This window comes from Bradyrhizobium genosp. SA-4 str. CB756 (genome assembly GCF_000473125.1).
In the GTDB taxonomy this organism is placed as follows: domain Bacteria; phylum Pseudomonadota; class Alphaproteobacteria; order Rhizobiales; family Xanthobacteraceae; genus Bradyrhizobium; species Bradyrhizobium arachidis.
Map to the genome: position 1 here is coordinate 8,574,241 of NZ_KI421499.1, position 17,488 is coordinate 8,591,728.

The following is a 17,488-nucleotide window of genomic DNA, read 5'->3' on the forward strand; positions in this document are numbered from 1 at the left end:
GCCGATTGATATCGCCGCGCGTCGCGGCGGCGCGAATTCGTCTGTGAGAAGGGGCGAGCTTTAACGTCTGTGTCAGCTTTGGGTGTAAATTAGACCCATGGATGAGCGGCGCGACAAAGCCAGGCATCGTGTGCTGAAGGCCGGAACGATCGAGTTCGGCGGCGGCGGGATCGACTGCACCATTCGCAATTTCTCGGGCACCGGCGCCGCGCTCGACGTCACCAGCCCGGTCGGCATCCCCGAACACTTCACCCTGTTCGTCACCGCCGACGGAACGCATCATTCCTGCACCGTGGTTTGGCGCAAGGAAAAGCGGATCGGGGTGAAGTTCGGGTGAGGCTCGGCGCGTGTAACGTGAGTTAGCGCCATCAACTCCGCTGTCGTCCCCGCGAAAGCGGGGACCCATAACCACAGGGAGACGTCGCGGCGCAAGCTGGTAACTCCGAGTCTTCGCCAAACTCCTCCCTGGGGTTATGGGTCCCGGATCGCGCTTCGCTTCGCTACGCTTGTCCTGGACGACACTTGAGATTGGCGCTAACCCGTCTCCACCTCACTCAACCGGCTCGCCAATATCTTGTCGATGCGCCGACCGTCGAGGTCGACCACCTCGATGTGCCAGCCGCCGAAGTCGAAGGCGTCACCGACATTGGGCAGCACGCTGAACTGTTGCAGCACGAGGCCCGCGACGGTGTTGTAGCGGTGCGGCGGCAGTTCGATGCCGAGCAGCTCGCCGAATTCGTCGACCGGCATCCAGCCGGAGATCAAGAGCGAGTCGTCCTCGCGCCTGACATAGGCCGGTTCCGGCGGTCCCTCCTCCGAATGGAAGGCGCCGACGATCGATTCCAGGATATCGGCGGCAGTCACTATGCCTTCGAACGCGCCGTACTCGTCGTAGACGAGGCCGACGTGAACCGGCGCGGCTTTCAGGATGGCCAGCACGTCGCGCGCGTCCGCCGAGGCCGGAATGCCGGGCGCCTCGCGCACCAGCGCGCGCAAATCCGGCGTGCGCTCGTTCATATAGGCGATCAGCAGATCCTTGGCCTGGAGCACGCCGATCGGCTTGTCGCGGTCGCCGTCCGAGACGGGAAAGCGCGAATGCGGGCTCTTCACGATGATCTCGCGAATCGCTTCGGGCGGATCGTTGAGGTCGATCTCGTCGACCTCGGTGCGCGGGGTCATGACGGCGCCGACCGGGCGGTCGCCGAGCCGCATCACGCCGGCGATCATCTCCTTCTCGCCCGGCTCGAGCACGCCGGCGCTCTCGGCCTCGCTGACGAGGTGGTGGATCTCATCCTCCGAGACCTTCTCCTCGGCCTTGCCGCCGCGGCCAAGCAGCGTGAGGATCAGCTTGCCGGAGAGGTCGAGCAGGAACACCAGCGGCAGCGATATCTTCGCCAGCACGTGCATCGCCGGCGCGACCTTGACCGCGATGCTCTCGGGGTCGCGCAGCGCCACCTGCTTCGGCACCAGCTCGCCGACGATCAGCGTGGCGTAGGTGATCAGCGTGACGACGATGCCGACGCCGACGATGTCGGCGATCCCGGCGGACATGCCAAGCTCGACCAGCCATTGCGTCAGCCGCTGTCCGAGCGTCGCGCCGGAGAACGCTCCCGAGAGCACGCCGACCAGCGTGATGCCGATCTGCACCGTCGAGAGGAACTTGCCGGGATCGGCCGCCAGCGTCAGCGCCCGCTCGGCGCCGCGCACGCCCTTCGCCGCGAGCAGCGACAGCCGGGCCGGGCGGGACGACACCACGGCCAGCTCTGACATGGACAAGAGGCCGTTGATGACGATCAGGACGACGACGATGACGAGTTCGACGGAGAGCATTGACGTTCCGGTTGTAAGCAAGTGTAGCCGGCCGGCGGCACAAGCATTGATATAGGTATTTCGCGAGGAATTGCCGGCAATTCTGTCGCATCCATCCTGCGGGAACCTTTGGGAGGTCAGCGCCCGCGATATCCGCGGAATTACGGGCCTGCCGTTGTTTAACGGGCTCTTAGCCGCCGGCAGCTAGGTTTTCGACATTTGCAGCAATGTATTCGGGGACCCAAGGATGCGGATCGGGAAGCTTTTCGCACTGTCGATGCTGACGGTGACGGTTTTTGCAGTCATTCTCGGCGCCGAGGTGCTCGTACCCCAGACCCGCATCTTCACGAACCGCTCCGATGCGATCAAGACGGTCGAGGCCTTTGGTGCGACCCTGATGGTCAGCCAGCAGGTCGCCGGGCTTCGCGCCCCCTACATCTCTCCGATCTTCCAGGAAGGCACCGCGACGCAGGCCCAGGTCGACGCCGCCGCGAAGGCTGCCAAAGCCGCCGAGGCTTCGTTCGAAGGCGCAAGGCGGGCCATCATGATGCTGGATGACGGTGCATCCATGGCCGATGGTCTCGACCGCACCCTGCGCCGGCTGAAGGAGATCACCGCGTCCGCAGATCGCGCGATGAGCGTTCCTCTGGCTTCGCGCGACGGCGCCGTGATCAAGGGCTTCCTGCCCGGCGTCGCCGAGGTCATCGCCAATATCGAACCGATCATGAACCGGCTTGAGGGGAAGGTCGTCAATGCCGACTCCTCGCTGGCGGCGCTCTTGAGCCTGGCGCGAACGGCGCAGGACCTGCGCGTTTCCGCCGGCAGCCGGGCCGCCACCCTGTCGCCGGCGCTGAGCGCGCGACGGCCGCTCACGACGGCCGAGTTCTCGCTGATGGACCGCATGCAGGGGCGTGTGGAGACCGATCGCGAACACATCGAGGCCGGTGTCGACCAGCTCGGAAATCCGCCCCGGATCGCCGCCGCATTGAAGGCGGCGACGGAGTCCTATTTCGGCAAGGCCGCGCTCGCGGTCGAGAAGGAGATGCCTGCGGCGCGAGCCGACGGCAAGTACGGGATCAACGCCGACGAGCTCGCCAGCGTCATCGTGCCGGCCATCCAGATGTTCTACGGCGTGCGTGATGCAGCGCTGGCGGAAGCGGCCGAGCGCGCCGCGGCCGCGCGCGACGGCGCGCTGGCGATGCTCGCGCTCGCTGGCGTTGCGGTGCTGGCGCTGCTCGGGACGCTCGGCGGCGTGACCATGATGCTGCGCAGACGCGTGGTGACGCCGCTCGGCCGGCTCGCGGACGTGATCGGAGCGCTCGCGGCCGGACGGCATGAAGTCGAGATCCCCGCGACCGGCCGCAACGACGAGATCGGCCAGGTGGCCGGCTCGCTCCAGCACTTCAAGGATTCGCTGCTCGCCAAGAAGGCCGCCGACGAGGCTGCCGCGATCGAGGCCGAGGCCAAGCTCAAGCGCAGCCAGCGCATGGACCAGGTCGCGCGCGAGTTCGAGGCGATGATCGGCGACGTCATCAACACCGTTTCGTCGGCATCGTCCGAGCTGGAGGTCTCGGCGGGAACGCTGACCAGCTCGGCCGATCAATCGGAAAAGGTCACGGCGACCGTTGCTGCCGCCTCCGAGCAGGCCTCCACCAACGTTCAGACGGTGGCCGCGGCGGCCGAAGAAATGGCCTCGTCGGTGGATGAGATCAGCCGGCAGGTCCAGGACTCCGCACGCATCGCCGGCGAGGCGGTGCAGCAGGCGGAGCGCACCAACGGCCATGTCGGCGAGCTCGCCAGGGCCGCGGGCCGGATCGGCGACGTCGTCGAGCTCATCAGCCAGATCGCGGGCCAGACCAATCTTCTGGCGCTGAACGCCACCATCGAGGCGGCGCGCGCGGGCGAAGCCGGGCGCGGCTTCGCCGTCGTCGCCTCCGAGGTCAAGGCGCTGGCCGAGCAGACCGCCAAGGCCACCGGCGAGATCAGCCAGCAGATCACGGAAATCCAGACGGCGACGGAGGATTCAGTCGGCGCCATCAAGGCGATCGGCGACACCATCAACCGCATGTCCGAGATCGCCTCCGCGATCGCCTCGGCAGTCGAGGAGCAGGGTGCGGCGACGCGGGAGATTTCCCGCAACGTGCAGCAGGCGGCGCGCGGCACCCAGCAGGTCTCCGCCAGCATCGTCGACGTTCAGCGCGGCGCGAGCCAGACCGGATCGGCATCCTCCAACGTGCTCACGGCGGCCAGATCGCTGTCCGGCGAGAGCACGCGTCTCAAGGCTGAGGTCGGAAAGTTTTTGGAGGCGATCCGGGCCGCCTAAAGCATGATCCGGAAAAGTGCGAAGCGGTTTTCCGGAGATCATGCGTAAACAACAACCTAAAGCGCGATGATTCATCCAAATCTCATCGCGCTTTAGAGGTCCGTTGTAGAAAGATGCGGTTTCGCCTAGGCTGACATCGCCGGGGATGTCGCAGCCTCCCCGTGAAGTGGTGATCCCACGCAAGCGCTGCTCGCTGTTTTATGGAGCGAGCAATGGATGGGATCGCAATCGAGCTTCCGCTTTTTCTGTTGGCCACCTTCGCCGGCGCGTTCGTTGCCGGCCTCTCCGGCTTCGCCTTCGGTCTCGTCGCGGCATCGCTGTGGCTGTACGTGCTGACGCCGCTTCAGAGCGCCAGCCTGATCGTCGGCTTTGGCCTTCTTGTGCAAGGCTATTCGGTCTGGAAGCTGCGCAGCGCGCTTGATTGGCGACGGTTGTGGCCGTTCATCGTCGGTGCGGTCATCGGTGTGCCGGCCGGGGTGTCGCTTCTGACCTGGGCTGATCCGAAGAGTGTCCGTATCGCGGTTGGGGCGATTCTGATCGCCTATACTCTGTACGCATTCTTCCGCCCGCAGCTCAAGCTCGCCGTCGTCGTACCCCCGGCTGCCGACATGACGGTCGGCTTCGTCAGCGGCCTGCTCGGCGGGCTGACCGGCCTTGCCGGCATCATCATTACGATCTGGTGCAATCTGCGCGGTCTGCCCAAGGACGTCCAGCGCGCCACGTTCCAGCCCGTCGCAGTGGTGGTGTTCGCCATGGCGGCGCTCTGGCTCGGTGCCAAGGGATCGCTCACGCTCGACACGGCGAAGCTGTTTGCACTCGGCCTGCCATTCCTGTTCGCCGGCACCTGGCTCGGCCTGAAACTTTTCGGCCGCATCGACGAGACCACGTTCCGGAAGGTCGTGCTCGCGCTGCTGTTCGTCTCGGGCGTTGCGCTGCTGTTTTGAGCCCGCTCAGAACTCGCCGTGCAACCGTCCTGAAAACACCGACACCGGGCCGCGATCGGCGTTGTAGGCGGGATTGACGATGAGCTGATAGTCGGCGGTGAGGGTGAGGTTCTTGTTCAGGGCGTAGGCGTAATAGGTTTCGAGGATGCGCTCGTTGCGGTAGTTCAGCGCACCGTCGCCGACCAGCACGCCGAGGCCACCGGCGGCGAGGAAGTCGCGATAGTCCTGCGACAGTCCGTTGATGGCGCCGCCGATGCCGATCACGTCGTCGGGCCGGCCCCATTTGGTGCCCTTGATCGACAAGCCGCCGGACAGGCTGCGGTTGATGTCGGTGAACGCGAGCGTTTCGGTCTTGCCGTCGTTCCAGCTCCAGCGGCCGAACAGTCCGAGATCCTCGGTGATTGCCTGTTCGAGGTTGACGACATAACCGACCTTGAGACGGCCGCGCCGGGTCTGTGCGATGTCGAGATTGAGCGCGGGATTGTCGAGCGTTTCGCGGAAGCTGCCCATGTTGGCGCTGTCGACCCAGCCCATGGTCCTGAGCTTGCCGGGTTGGCCGAACAGCGAATAGCGCGTCTCGAGCTCGAGCACGTACTGGCCGCGCTCGCCGACCCTGGTGTCGAAATGATTTGAATTGGACTCCGCGACCATCAGGAAATAGCCGCCCCGCAGCGCCCATTGCTTCTGGTTGAGCTCGGCGGTGACGCCATAGGTGAGGCCGACCTTGTCGGCGGAATAGTCGAAGGCACCGGGCGCCCATATCGACCAGTTCATGAAGTCCTTGCGGGTGTCCTTGGCATAGGCATTGCCATCGAACACGTCGACCACCGCGAACTTGCCGGCCTGCACGGTGAGGCGGGACACGTCGACCTTCTGGCCGAGCTGCAGCTGGCCGCTCGCAAGCTCTTCCTGCTCGCCGCCGAAGCCGAAGGTCTGGCGCACGAAGAGGCGCGAGGTGTTGTAGTGCGGGTAGGGGAAGTTCGACTTCTGCGCCTCGCCGTTGGGAAAGCCGGCGGCGCCGACCGTGTCGTTCAATCCAAAACCCTGGAGCAGCTCGGGATTGTAATAGACCTCGCCGCCGTCCCACAGCCGCGCGTTCAGGAACAGGCTGTTGCTCCAGGTCGCCTTGGCCTGCCTCGACGGCGAGAGCGAGTTCGGTCCACTGTAGAGGGCCGGGAACGACGGATAGCCCTGCGGGATATACGTGCTCTGCCCGTGGATCTCCCAGCGATCCGATTCCGTGTCGATCAGCGAGCTGTTCGGATTGTAGCCCGGCATGCCCGGCCAATCGACCTTGCGGTTGAGGCCGAGCCTGACCGACTGGACGTCGAGCGAAGACGAGCTGTATTGGGCGCCCGTGGAGAAGGCGACGTGGGCGCCGTCGAAGCGGCTGTAGAGATATTCGAGCCGCGCGCTCCAATGCGGTGCGAAGCCGTACTCGACGCCGGCGCCCGCGATCCAGCCGGGCCGCGTGTTCAGGATTTTCGGCACCGCTTCGCCGGAGGCCGGCGCGTCGAAATAGCGTTCGCCCATCCACGCAAAGCCGCCGGTGGCATAGAACAGCCACGGACCGCTGGTGTAGCCGACGCGGCCGCGCAGGCTGGCGGTGTAGTCCCATTGCTGCGTGACCGTGTTGGCCGGCGTTGCCAGGAACGACACGATCGAATTCGAGGTGATGTAGTTGGGAAACGAGAAATCGCCTTCGACGCCGACCAGCCAGCCGGAGTTGAGCCGGTAATTGTAGCCGGCCTGCACGCCGCCGATCATGCCGCTGAAGTCGCCGCTGCCGTTGAGTGCGGTGCCGTCGTTCAGGGCAAAGCGCGACGAACCGCGGCTGTAGCCGGCATGCGCGCCGATATAGAAGCCGGTCCAGTCATAAACCGCTCTCAGCGCCGGCGCCTTCAGCGGCAGATCGGCAGCAAAGCTCGCGGCGGGAAAAGTCAGCACGCCCGAAGCGATCGCCGCGGCCGTCCGCAAGTACCTGTAACGGTGACCTCTCAACGTCAAGCGCACGCCCCCAAACGCGAATATGCCTCGCCGGACTATCCCTGCCGATTCGCCGCGGCCCTGTCATCAGGACTCGGGTGCTGACGCGATCGGAGGAGATGATCGCGATTCGCCGCGATTTCTTCCGAGCTTTTCGCCAAGCCCCTGAGCCTGCTCGGAACCTTATTGCGATTAATTCGCAATAGCAACTGGCGCGCGTTGCCGCAGACGATGGTTCGCACCGCTGTGTGACGTCACTGCAACAAATTCCCGGGCTCCCCAAATGCATGACCCCGCCCGGGGGGACAGCCGGGCGGGGTCGGGGGCACGACACGGGGGTGGATGAGGCGCCCGTGTCGGACGCAGGATCCACGTGTGAGATCGGCCTCAGGTACCTGGATCAGTAGCAGGTACGAACGCGGCCGACGTATTGGCCGAAGGCGTTGTACTGGGCGACCCAGCCGCAGCGGTGATAGCCGTAGTAATAGGGGTCGTTGCTGGCGGCGATGGCGGAGCCGACCACGGCGGCGGTGGCGATGCCGGCGCCGACGCCGAAGACCCAGCCGGGGGGCTTAGCTTGCGCCTGCGAGGTGGTGGACACCATGGTGCCGGTGACGGCGAGGGCCGCGAGAGCTGCGGCGGCAATCTTGGTCTTGATCGACATGTGAAACTCCATCCGGGTTGAGGCGGTCCGTTGTGGTCCGCGTGCCCAATTGGACGGAGGCTTGTCGCGTCCGGTTCGAACGCCCCAGAGGCGCGCCTGGCGCGAAGCTCTTTCCCGAGCGATTCCAGGAAGATGCGAGCTAGCCGAGGGGCCCCTTGGCGAGCCTGTTCACGTCGAAGTTATCGACCTCGCTCAGCAGCTCGCAAAAGGCGGTGGCGCCCTGGTCGAGCAGCCGCTCGCCCTTCTCCGCGACGGCCAGCGTCGCATTGCCGACGGCGCCGCTGGCGTTGAGATCCTGCGCCTGCCAGGCGAACGGCGCCGGCCGCTGCGTCGACAGCCAGTGATATTGCTGCTCCAGCGCGATGCTGCTCGCGGGAAAATCCGCGATCGCTTCCTTGCGCACCCGATCCGGATAGCGCGCCAGCATGATCGAGGTCTCGACCGCGCCGCCATGAATGCCGTGGCGCACCTCATCGGCCGGGAACAATGTGTCCGCCCCTGAGAGCCGCGACCACGACGTCGTCACCACGAAGAGCTTGTGATGCGCGCGAAGATCCTGCGCCACCAGCATCATGGCCGCGCTGTTGCCGCCATGGCTGGTGATGATGACGAGCTTCTTCACCCCGCGCCGTGCGATGTCCTCGCCGATCGCGGTCCATCGCTTCAGAGCGGTTTCGGTCGGCAAGGTCTGCGTGCCCGGATAGTCGATATGCTCGGTGGAGATCCCGACCGGTTCAACGGGAAGAAAGCTGGCCGGAACGCTTGCGGGCAGACGCTCGCGCACGCGCGCGAGATACGCGTCGGCGATCAGCACGTCGGTCTCGAGCGGCAAATGCGGGCCATGCTGCTCGGTCGCGGCCAGCGGCATCACCGCGATCCAGCGCGCTACATCCGCGAGGGCAGCGTCGGCCCAGCGGATCCCGGTCCAGTCGCGGGACGGCGTCATCAAGGTTTCTTTGCCCGAATTTGTCACGTAATTTGGGGTTATGAGGGGACGCGGGCCAGGCCGGCTCGCGTCCCCGAACTTCATGCGGTTTTATCGCGTTGGTTTGGTGTCGGCTAGAAGCGATCGACGGAGTGCCATCATGACCCCCTCTCATCTGCGGCGAGCGTTAACGGCGGGCTTGTTGGCCGCTGTCGTCACTCTTGCGCCGGCGCGCGCCGAAACCCTCGACAAGGTCACCTTCGGCACCAACTGGGTCGCCGAGGCCGAGCATGGCGGCTTCTTCCAGGCGGTCGCAGACGGCACCTACAAGAAATACGGCCTCGACGTCACCATCGTCCCCGGCGGGCCCAACGAGAACAACCGGATGCTGCTGATCGCCGGCAAGATCGATTTCTTCATGGCCGCGAACACGCTGATGTCGTTCGACGCGGTCGCCAACAACGTTCCCGTCGTCACCATCGCCGCGGTGTTCCAGAAGGACCCGCAGGTGATGCTGACGCAGCCCGACGCCAAGGTCGCCAAGATCGAGGACCTCAAGCCGCTGACGCTGTTCGTCTCCAAGGAGGGCATGACCAGCTATTTCCAGTGGCTGAAGTCCGAATACGGTTTCAGCGAGAAGAATGTGCGTCCCTACAATTTCAACCCGCAGCCCTTCATCGCCAATCCCAAGAGCGCGATGCAGGGCTACGTCACCTCCGAGCCGTTCGCGGTCGAGAAGGCCGCCGGCTTCAAGCCCAACGTGCTGCTGCTCGCCGATTACGGCTTCAACACCTATTCGACCCTGATCGAGACCCGCCGCGAGATCGCCGAGAAGAAGCCGGACCTGGTGCAGCGCTTCGTCGATGCCTCCATGATCGGCTGGTACAATTACATCTACGGCGACAATTCCGCCGGCAATGCCATGATCAAGCAGCTCAACCCGGAGATGACCGACGAGTTGCTGAAATACTCCGTCGCCAAGATGAAGGAATACGGCATCGTCGATTCCGGCGAGTCATTGAAGAACGGCATCGGCGCGATGAGCGACGAGCGCTACACCTCCTTCTTCAACAAGATGGTGAAGGCGGGCGTGGTGAAGGCCGATCTCGACTTCCGCAAGTCCTACACGCTGCGCTTCGTCAACAAGGGCGTCGGCGTCGAGCTGCGCCCGAGCAAGCCGTAACGTAGGCGCGATGTCGTCAGCCAAAACTTCGCCCGTGGTCGAGACCGGCCTGACGCACCTCGCCGTCAGCCTGCGTGGCGTGACCAAGGTCTATGACAATGGCGTCATCGCGCTCGGGCCGCTCGACCTTGCCGTGCGCAAGGGCGAATTCATCTCGCTGCTCGGCCCGTCGGGCTGCGGCAAGTCGACCGCGCTGCGCATCATCGCAGAGCTCAGCGCACCTTCGTCAGGAACGGTGCGGGTGGCACGGCACGAGGGCGTGCCGCAGCCGGGCCATGGCATCGGCTTCGTGTTCCAGGAGCCGACCCTGATGCCCTGGACCAGCGTGCGCGAGAACGTGCGGCTGCCGCTCAAGCTTGCAGGCCTGCCAAAGGCGGAAGCGCGTGCGCGTGCCGATGAGGCGCTGGCGAGCGTGGGTCTTGCCGATTTCGCCGAGGCCTATCCGCGCGAGCTCTCCGGCGGCATGAAGATGCGGGTGTCGCTGGCGCGCGCGCTCGTCACCGATCCCGACATCCTCCTGATGGATGAGCCGTTCGCCGCGCTCGACGAGATCACGCGCTTTCGCCTCAATAACGACCTGCTGGCGCTGTGGCGCAGCCTCCGCAAGACCGTCATCTTCGTCACCCATTCGGTGTTCGAATCCGTCTATCTGTCGCAACGCGTCGTGGTGATGACGGCGCGCCCCGGCCGCATCCAGGCCGACATCCGCATCGAGACGGTCGAGCCGCGCGGCGAGGAGTTCCGCACCTCCGCCGCCTATTCCGATTATTGCCGGAAAGTGTCGGCCGCGCTGGCGCCGTCCTATTCGGGGCAGTCGACGCTATGAACGCGCAAAGCTCCATCACCGCAAAACCATCCGCCGCGCAGCGCGCGATGCGTTTCGTGCTCCCCGTCATCGTGTTCGCCGCCGGCCTCGCGGTCTGGGAGCTGGTGGTCCGCATCAAGGAGATCCCGCCTTACGTGCTGCCGGCGCCCTCCGTCATATTCCTGACGCTGATCAAGGACTGGGCGGTGCTGTCACAATCGCTCGCCACCACGCTCCTGACGACACTCGAGGGATTTGTGGCCGCCAGCATCGGCGGCATCGCGCTGGCGCTGCTGTTCAACCAGTCGAAATGGGTCGAATATTCGCTGTTCCCCTATGCCGTCGTGCTCCAGGTGACGCCTGTCATCGCGATTGCGCCACTGCTCCTGATCTATCTGGAGCAGCAGACCGCGGTCGTCGCCTGCGCCTTCATCGTCGCGTTTTTCCCGGTCCTGTCCAACACCACGCTCGGGCTCAATTCGGTCGACCGCAATCTGGCCGGACTGTTCCAGCTTTATGGCGCCTCTGCGCCGCAAACCCTGCGCTTCCTGAAGCTGCCGGGAGCGCTGCCCTATATCCTCGGTGGGTTGCGCATCGCCGGCGGCCTGTCGCTGATCGGCGCGGTTGTGGCCGAGATCGCGGCGGGCACGGCCGGGGCCGGCTCTGGCCTCGCCTACAGGATCGCCGAGTCGGGTTACCGGTTGAACATACCCCGCATGTTCGCGGCGCTGCTTTTGTTGTCGCTGGCCGGGATTGTCATCTATGGGGTGCTGGCGCTAGTTTCCCACCTCGTTTTACGGCGCTGGCACGAAAGCGCGCTTGGAAAGGAAAGCTGATGTCTACCGGTTCGATTTCGTCCGAAAAGATCGATCTTCTGATTTATGGACCGGTCCGGCCGATCCTCGAGAATGGCTTTTCCGATCATTTCGTCGTGCACAAGGCCGAGACCCGCGGCGACCTCGAGCGGCTGACGCCGGCGGTCCGGGAGAAGATCCGCGGCGTGGCGGTGACCTATCACACGGTGCGCGCCGACAGGGAGTCGCTGTCGCAGCTGCCCAAGATCGAGATGGTGGCGAGCTTCGGCGTCGGCTACGACCATATCGACGCCAAATACGCCGCCGAGCACAACATCATCGTCACCAACACGCCCGACGTGCTGACCGAGGAGGTCGCCGACGTCGCGATGGGTCTTCTGATCTCGACCTTGCGCGAGTTCATCAAGGCCGACCGTTACGTCCGCTCCGGGCTCTGGCAGACCCAGAACTATCCGCTCAGCGTCGGCTCGCTGCGCGACCGCAAGGTCGGCATCGTCGGCATGGGTCGGATCGGCCAGGCCATCGCCCGCCGGCTCGATGCCTCGTTGGTGCCGGTGGTCTATCACTCCCGCAATCCGTCCAAGGACGTCACCTACAAGCACTATCCTGATCTGATCGAGATGGCGAAGGCGGTCGACACGCTGATGGTGATCGTGCCCGGCGGGGCCTCGACCAACAAGATGATCAATGCCGAGGTGCTGAAGGCGCTCGGCCCGCGCGGCGTGCTGATCAACGTGGCGCGCGGCTCGGTGGTCGACGAGCCGGCGCTGGTTCAGGCGCTGAAATCAGGCACCATCCTCGCCGCCGGCCTCGACGTGTTCGCGGCCGAGCCGAATGTGCCTGATGAGCTCAAGACCATGCAGAATGTCGTGCTGCTGCCGCATATCGGTTCGGCCTCGGTGGTCACGCGCAATGCGATGGACCAGCTCGTGGTCGACAATCTCAAGTCATGGTTCTCAGGCAAGCCGCCGCTGACGCCGGTTGCCGAAACGCCGTTCAAGGGGCGCTGATGAGAGCTCTTCGGGTCGTTGCATTCACCATCGCGGCATGCATTGCCGCGATCGGCCCTGTGCATGCGCAGGATGCGACGACCCTGAAGAAATCGATGCCCGGGCAGTGGGAGCTCTCGACCACCGAGCGCAGCAAGACTTGCGTCGTCACGCTCAAGGCCGACGCCGCGGGGCAGGGTTACAAGCTCGAGCTCGAGCCGGCCTGCAAGGCCGCGCTGCCTTTCACCAAGGATATCGTCGCCTGGAGCGTGAAGGGCCTCGACATCGTCCGCTTGCAGGATGCGACCGGCGAAGCCGTGATCGACTTCACCGAGGTCGAGGCCGGCATCTTCGAAGGCCTGCGCCAGGGCGAGGGTGTCTACATCCTGCAGGACCTCGCCGCCGCGCGCTCGATGGCCAAGTCGATGGACCAGATGATCGGCGACTGGGCCATGGTGCGCGGCAACGGCCAGCCGATCTGCGGTTTGACGCTGACCAACACGGAAGCCGGCCAGGACAATTTCCAGGTCTTCCTCAAGCCGAAATGCGACGCGGCGATCGCGCAGTTCAACCCGACGCAATGGCGGCTCGAGCGCGGCCAGATCATCCTGATGTCGAAATCAGGCGAGACCTGGCAGTTCGAGGCCGACGACAACGCGCAGTGGCGGCGCGTCCCCGATACCGCCGATCCCTTGATCATGCTGCGCCAGTAGGCGGCGGCGCGGTGCCTTGCGCCCATTTCTCCAGCTTGCCGAGCACGCCCCAGGCGGCGAGGCCCAGCAGGATCGGCATCGCCACCTGGCTCATTCCCGGCACCGAGGTCGCGATGGTGCCGAGCAGTCCGGCTAGGCCTCCCGCATTGGGGCTCGCCGTCACGGCGGACAGCAGCGCGGTGACGAGCGCGCCGCCGATGCCGAGCGCCGACTTCTTGCCGTCCAGCAGTTTGCCGATCGTCTGGCCCAGCGCGCCATTGACCTGGCCGAGAACGGGCGCGCCGTCCTTGTTGAGCAGGACGCTGAGCAGATCGACCACCTGCTTCAGCTGATCGAGCGAGGCCGGGCTGGCCGAGGCCGTTGCTTGAGGTAACGACGCCGCCTTGTCGCCGAACGGGACCAGCTGCCTGACCAGGTTGGACACATCGCTGACAGCAGGCGAGGCGCCGGCTGGCGCCCCGCCGCCGCGCAGCAGCATCAATTGTGTGACCTCGTCGAGCCGCCGTTCGATTTGCTGATAGGCCGCCGCGTGTGCCAGTGCATCCGCCTGCGCAAGCGGGCTCGGCCAGATCGCATAGTTGCCTGTCGGACGAGACGAACTTTCGAAGGTGGGCTCCCTCACTTCGTCGAGTCCAGTGGTCACGGCAAGATGGTTGTCCGCTTGCTTCCGCTCGAGCATCTCCTTTTCTTCGGCTTCGCGCACAGAAGCCATGCAACGAATAACGGTGTTGGCGGCCTGCTCCAGCAGAGCCGCAAGCTTGTCGGATTTGCCGCTGTCCAGGCTTCCCGCAGCCGCATCGATGAAGCTCCGCTGCTCACGATCAAGCGGCCATGCTTCGAGTGCGTCCATCAATCTTCTGTTCTCGGTGCCGATGGCTCCCTCCCCGGGTGGCTCTCAGTCGTCGGTTTGAACATATGTCAGCAGCCTGTTGGCAATCGAATGCGCTTCGTTCGCGAAACGCTGGGGGGCCTCGGGCTCGATCTGACCCAGCGTCTCCAATTCTGCGGAAAGCCTGGTCTGCTGGGCCTCCGCAATGGCTGCGAGTTTGGTCTGTCGCTTTCCCTCCAGGGTATTCAACATCGCGCAAAGCCTTTGAAGTTGGCCGAGTTGGTAGTTCAGAAGAAACGGGCGGTGCTCGTCCACCAGTGCCGCGATGTCGTCGGTTATTCTGGGCAGATAAAGAATGCGCGAGAGTGAAGCGCATCGTTTGAGACACTTCCGCATATCGCCCTCTCGCTGAAGCGACTTGATCGCTCTCGCCAGCCAGTCGATGTAGCGGCCCATATCGATCGGATCGTTCATCTGATTTGGCAGCCAATCGACTGAAGTCAGCGGCACCTCCTGCCCGGCGTGCGTTTTCACCAGACCTGCCGACTTTCCATCGCCGTCGAGCGCGATGACAATGTTGGAAATCTCCGTAATCCCGAAATGAGCGATGTCGCCGACATAATCCATCTTGAACGTGGATTGCTTAAGGACAGCAGGTTTGATCGCTTCGGCGAGGGCGTCAGCCGTAGGTCTTTGCTCGTCCCACTTCCAGACGGGATCCGGATTCGAGACCGTGAGCTTCAGGCACATCACGTTGGCATCGCCGTCCAGGTTCCTGACGACGCGGTCGAATCCATGGGCGACCCGGAAGTACTCGCAAAAATCGATGTCGCCGACGATTTCGAACAGTTTCCTGAGCACGTTGCTTCCGCTGATTGAAATCGTGGACTTGCTGCTGTTGCGAATTTTTCGAGAAAGATCCCAGATGGCGGGCAAAGACTCGTCGGACGGGAACGTCGGCAGCACGTGATAGGGGATGCGAAACAGCAGGCCCCTGTAGGATTTGATGAGATAGCCGGGGTGTTGCTTGTCGACCTTGTAGCCCTGATCTCTGTAGAGCTCTGCGTGAAGCAGGGCCATCACTTCCAACATCGCAGTGAGCGCTTCACGGACGGCTTCGTACGCCGAGCCTGTTCGTGACAATGAACCTTCGTTGTCCAGGTAATAGGACTGACATCGTGCAAAGACATCTCCGATTTCGGGTTCTAGCGATGCGGCCATCTTCGTTCGAAGCCCCTAGCTTTGCTTGGTTCGACACGACGCAGGCACGATGACTTGCTCGGCCGTCCAGCCGTTCCGGGTGGCCGGGTCTCCGGCCACCCGATCGACGGCGCTCCAACCGCTCGAGAAGGTGTCGAACCCGAGCGGTTGGGAGTGCTTCGTGGAAGCGGTCAGGTCGTCGGCTTCGGCGGCGGCGCGGTGCCTTGCGCCCATTTCTCCAGCTTGCCGAGCACGCCCCAGGCGGTGAGCGCCAGCGAGATCGGCATCGCGAACTGGCCGAGGCCCGGCACCGCGGACACGATGGTTCCGAGCAGTCCGGCAATGCCTCCGGCATTGGGGCTCGCCGTCACCGCCGAGAGCAGCGCGGTGAGCACCGCGCCGCCGAGGCCGAGCGCGGTCTTCTTGCCGTTGAGGAGCTTGCCGATGGTCTCGCCGAGCGCGCCGTTGACCTGGCCGAGGACGGGCTTGCCGTCCTTGTTGAGCAACGTGCTGAGCAGATCGACGACCTGCTTCAACTGGTCGACGGGAGCAGGGTTGGCCGCATTGGTCGTTCCGGACACCGGCACCGTCTTGTTGTTGATGAGGGCGAAGAGCCGCTCGAACAGCGTGATCGGATCGTTGGCAGCCGGCGGCGTGGTCACGGGCGGCGTGCTTGGCGTCGGCGGGCCGCCCCGCATGATCTGGGCGAGATCCTCCAGCCGCTTCAGGATCTGCGACAGGTCGCCGGTCGGCGCGGGGGTGACCGGCTGCTGCGCCGCGCGCGTGATGGCGGCAACCGTCATCGTGTCGAGGACGCCGGTTTCGGTGATGCCGTGCTCTTGCTGAAACTGCGCCACCGCCGCCTTGGTCTTCGGTCCGACGATGCCGTCCTCATCCAGCATGGGACTGGCGCCGAGGTTGTTGAGGCATTTCTGCATCAACAGCGCCGTCGACGCCATCTGCTCCTCGGGTTCGAGATGGCTCAGCATGGCCGGGCCGCCGTCGAAGGTAATCGACGCATCCAGCTCCATCATCGCCTTGAGGATCACCGCGGCGCCGAGCTGCGGATCGACCGTGCCCGGGTCGAACGAGCCGTCGCCGACGAACTTGCCGCCCCTTTGCTCGGGCGGGCCGTAGACGTTGGAGCCCGACCAGAGATAGGGCGAGTTGACCCCGCGGCCGCGATAGCCGAAGCCGTTGTATTGCTCCAGGCGGAACATCGTCCTCGCGATGCCCCAGTCGCGGGCGCCGACGAATCCCTCCAGCCTGAGCGCGTCGACGGCGCCTTCGGCGAACGAGGCGAACGGGCCGCGCCCCTTGGGGACGATGGTCGTGACGCGATTGAGCGCCTGGCCGTTGCCGAGATAGGTGTTGAAGTTGAAGCTGGATTCACGCGAGTGCAGCACCGCGACGAACCACCAGGGCACGTCGGTCTTGTTCTGGATCTCGGTGTACGTGTCCTTGTGGCTGATGGCCTTGCGCGCCGCTTCGGTGGCGGCGTCGGCCCGCCCGGGCCGGATCCTCATGTTGGACCAGTTTCGTTCGTATTCGTCCTTGATGGCCTCGAATGACACCTTCATGTCCTGCTCCCGTGAAAAGCGATGAATTGCGAAATCGATGAAAATTGGCCGGGGGTCGCGCAGATCAGAGTGAATCAGGCGCCGTGATCAGCGCGTGACTCCAGCGTGATCCCCTTCGAATGTGGCACCTTGTCCGCCCGGCGCATGTGAACTGGCTTACAGCCTTGGCGGGAAACGAGCGGCAGGATGGGGCGGGGATCGGCGCCGGCCGGGCGGCCGCCCCAAAGGAACTGGCGGGGCCGTCAGTCGGTTGACGAGCCGGAAGGTTCGGCAAGGAGCCCTGCATGGCCAAACGCGTCCTCGCGATCGGCATCGAACCCGGCAATGCGGATTACGGCGCGTTCCCGCAGCTCACACCGGAGCTCGTGCGCGACTATATCGAGGCGCAGCTGTTGCGTCTGCGCGATCTCGGCTTCGAGGTCACGAGCTGCCTGATCGACCTCGATCTGACGGCGGAAGCCGCCGTCACCGCGGCGCTGCGCGACGAGCGCTTCGACTGCATCGTGATCGGCGCGGGCCTGCGCGAGCCGAAGGAGCGGCTGCTGATGTTCGAGAAGGTGCTCAACCTCGTCCATCGCCTGGCGCCGGACGCGGCGATCTGCTTCAACACCACGCCCGCCGACACCGCGGAGGCCGTACAGCGCTGGATCGAGCCCGGCTGACCGCTCGCGCCGGCCGCGAAGATGGCGTGTATCGATTCGGTAGCGCAACCGCCCGTTGACG

15 protein-coding genes and 1 pseudogene are annotated in these 17,488 nt (G+C 64.7%); 9 read left to right on the plus strand and 7 right to left on the minus strand.

Annotated elements, in window-relative coordinates; all coding sequences use genetic code 11:
* The first annotated feature begins 97 nt into the window (after positions 1–97).
* Positions 98–337 carry a PilZ domain-containing protein gene (locus BRAGE_RS0141385; RefSeq protein WP_027564211.1) on the plus strand — a complete coding sequence of 80 codons (240 nt, stop codon included), beginning with the start codon at positions 98–100 and terminating at the stop codon, positions 335–337.
* A gap of 197 nt (positions 338–534) precedes the next feature.
* On the opposite strand, the gene BRAGE_RS0141390 is transcribed toward BRAGE_RS0141385, so the two are convergent.
* Positions 535–1,830: a hemolysin family protein gene (locus tag BRAGE_RS0141390; protein WP_027564212.1), complete on the minus strand. Its 1,296-nt coding sequence runs from the start codon at positions 1,828–1,830 to the stop codon at positions 535–537.
* A gap of 226 nt (positions 1,831–2,056) precedes the next feature.
* Here BRAGE_RS0141390 and BRAGE_RS0141395 point away from each other — a divergent pair, with 226 nt between their 5' ends.
* Positions 2,057–4,132 carry a methyl-accepting chemotaxis protein gene (locus BRAGE_RS0141395; protein WP_027564213.1) on the plus strand — a complete coding sequence of 692 codons (2,076 nt, stop codon included), beginning with the start codon at positions 2,057–2,059 and terminating at the stop codon, positions 4,130–4,132.
* Positions 4,133–4,344: 212 nt separating this feature from the next.
* Positions 4,345–5,076, plus strand: a complete 732-nt coding sequence (locus BRAGE_RS0141400) for a sulfite exporter TauE/SafE family protein (protein WP_027564214.1) — start codon at positions 4,345–4,347, stop codon at positions 5,074–5,076.
* 6 nt (positions 5,077–5,082) lie between these two features.
* Here the strand turns inward: BRAGE_RS0141400 and BRAGE_RS0141405 are convergent, their stop codons facing one another.
* From BRAGE_RS0141405 to BRAGE_RS0141415, 3 genes are all read right to left on the minus strand, one after another.
* Complete coding sequence (locus BRAGE_RS0141405) at positions 5,083–7,053, minus strand: carbohydrate porin (RefSeq protein ID WP_027564215.1); 1,971 nt, start codon at positions 7,051–7,053, stop codon at positions 5,083–5,085.
* Between the two features lie 409 nt (positions 7,054–7,462).
* On the minus strand, positions 7,463–7,726 hold the full coding sequence (locus BRAGE_RS0141410) for a hypothetical protein (protein WP_027564216.1): 264 nt from the start codon (positions 7,724–7,726) through the stop codon (positions 7,463–7,465).
* Positions 7,727–7,865: 139 nt separating this feature from the next.
* A complete protein-coding gene (locus BRAGE_RS0141415; protein WP_027564217.1) occupies positions 7,866–8,672 on the minus strand; it encodes a creatininase family protein in 807 nt (268 codons plus the stop codon).
* A 139-nt stretch (positions 8,673–8,811) separates the two neighbouring features.
* Here BRAGE_RS0141415 and BRAGE_RS0141420 point away from each other — a divergent pair, with 139 nt between their 5' ends.
* The 5 genes from BRAGE_RS0141420 to BRAGE_RS0141440 are packed head-to-tail and all read left to right on the plus strand — an operon-like array spanning position 8,812 to position 13,156.
* A complete protein-coding gene (locus tag BRAGE_RS0141420; protein ID WP_027564218.1) occupies positions 8,812–9,834 on the plus strand; it encodes an ABC transporter substrate-binding protein in 1,023 nt (340 codons plus the stop codon).
* Positions 9,835–9,844: 10 nt separating this feature from the next.
* A complete protein-coding gene (locus BRAGE_RS0141425) occupies positions 9,845–10,660 on the plus strand; it encodes an ABC transporter ATP-binding protein (protein ID WP_027564219.1) in 816 nt (271 codons plus the stop codon).
* Positions 10,657–11,475: an ABC transporter permease gene (locus BRAGE_RS0141430; RefSeq protein WP_027564220.1), complete on the plus strand. Its 819-nt coding sequence runs from the start codon at positions 10,657–10,659 to the stop codon at positions 11,473–11,475. The genes BRAGE_RS0141425 and BRAGE_RS0141430 overlap by 4 nt, the downstream gene beginning before the upstream one ends.
* The gene (locus BRAGE_RS0141435) at positions 11,475–12,464 is read left to right on the plus strand and encodes a 2-hydroxyacid dehydrogenase (RefSeq protein ID WP_027564221.1); all 990 of its coding nucleotides are present in this window, start codon (positions 11,475–11,477) and stop codon (positions 12,462–12,464) included. The genes BRAGE_RS0141430 and BRAGE_RS0141435 overlap by 1 nt, the downstream gene beginning before the upstream one ends.
* Positions 12,464–13,156, plus strand: coding sequence for an AprI/Inh family metalloprotease inhibitor (locus tag BRAGE_RS0141440; RefSeq protein ID WP_027564222.1), 693 nt, complete (start codon positions 12,464–12,466; stop codon positions 13,154–13,156). The genes BRAGE_RS0141435 and BRAGE_RS0141440 overlap by 1 nt, the downstream gene beginning before the upstream one ends.
* On the opposite strand, the pseudogene BRAGE_RS55425 reads toward BRAGE_RS0141440, so the two are convergent.
* The 3 genes and pseudogenes from BRAGE_RS55425 to BRAGE_RS0141460 all read right to left on the minus strand — a co-directional run.
* Positions 13,140–13,502: pseudogene (locus BRAGE_RS55425) on the minus strand (peptidoglycan-binding protein); the annotation flags it as partial. The gene BRAGE_RS0141440 and the pseudogene BRAGE_RS55425 overlap by 17 nt on opposite strands.
* A 549-nt stretch (positions 13,503–14,051) precedes the next feature.
* A complete protein-coding gene (locus BRAGE_RS0141450) occupies positions 14,052–15,206 on the minus strand; it encodes a hypothetical protein (protein ID WP_141263356.1) in 1,155 nt (384 codons plus the stop codon).
* Between the two features lie 170 nt (positions 15,207–15,376).
* Entirely contained in the window at positions 15,377–16,765 is a 1,389-nt protein-coding gene (locus BRAGE_RS0141460; RefSeq protein ID WP_027564224.1) for a peptidoglycan-binding protein, read from the minus strand.
* A 284-nt stretch (positions 16,766–17,049) separates the two neighbouring features.
* Between BRAGE_RS0141460 and BRAGE_RS0141465 the strand changes: the two genes are divergently transcribed.
* A complete protein-coding gene (locus BRAGE_RS0141465) occupies positions 17,050–17,427 on the plus strand; it encodes a hypothetical protein (RefSeq protein ID WP_027564225.1) in 378 nt (125 codons plus the stop codon).
* Positions 17,428–17,488: the final 61 nt, after the last annotated feature.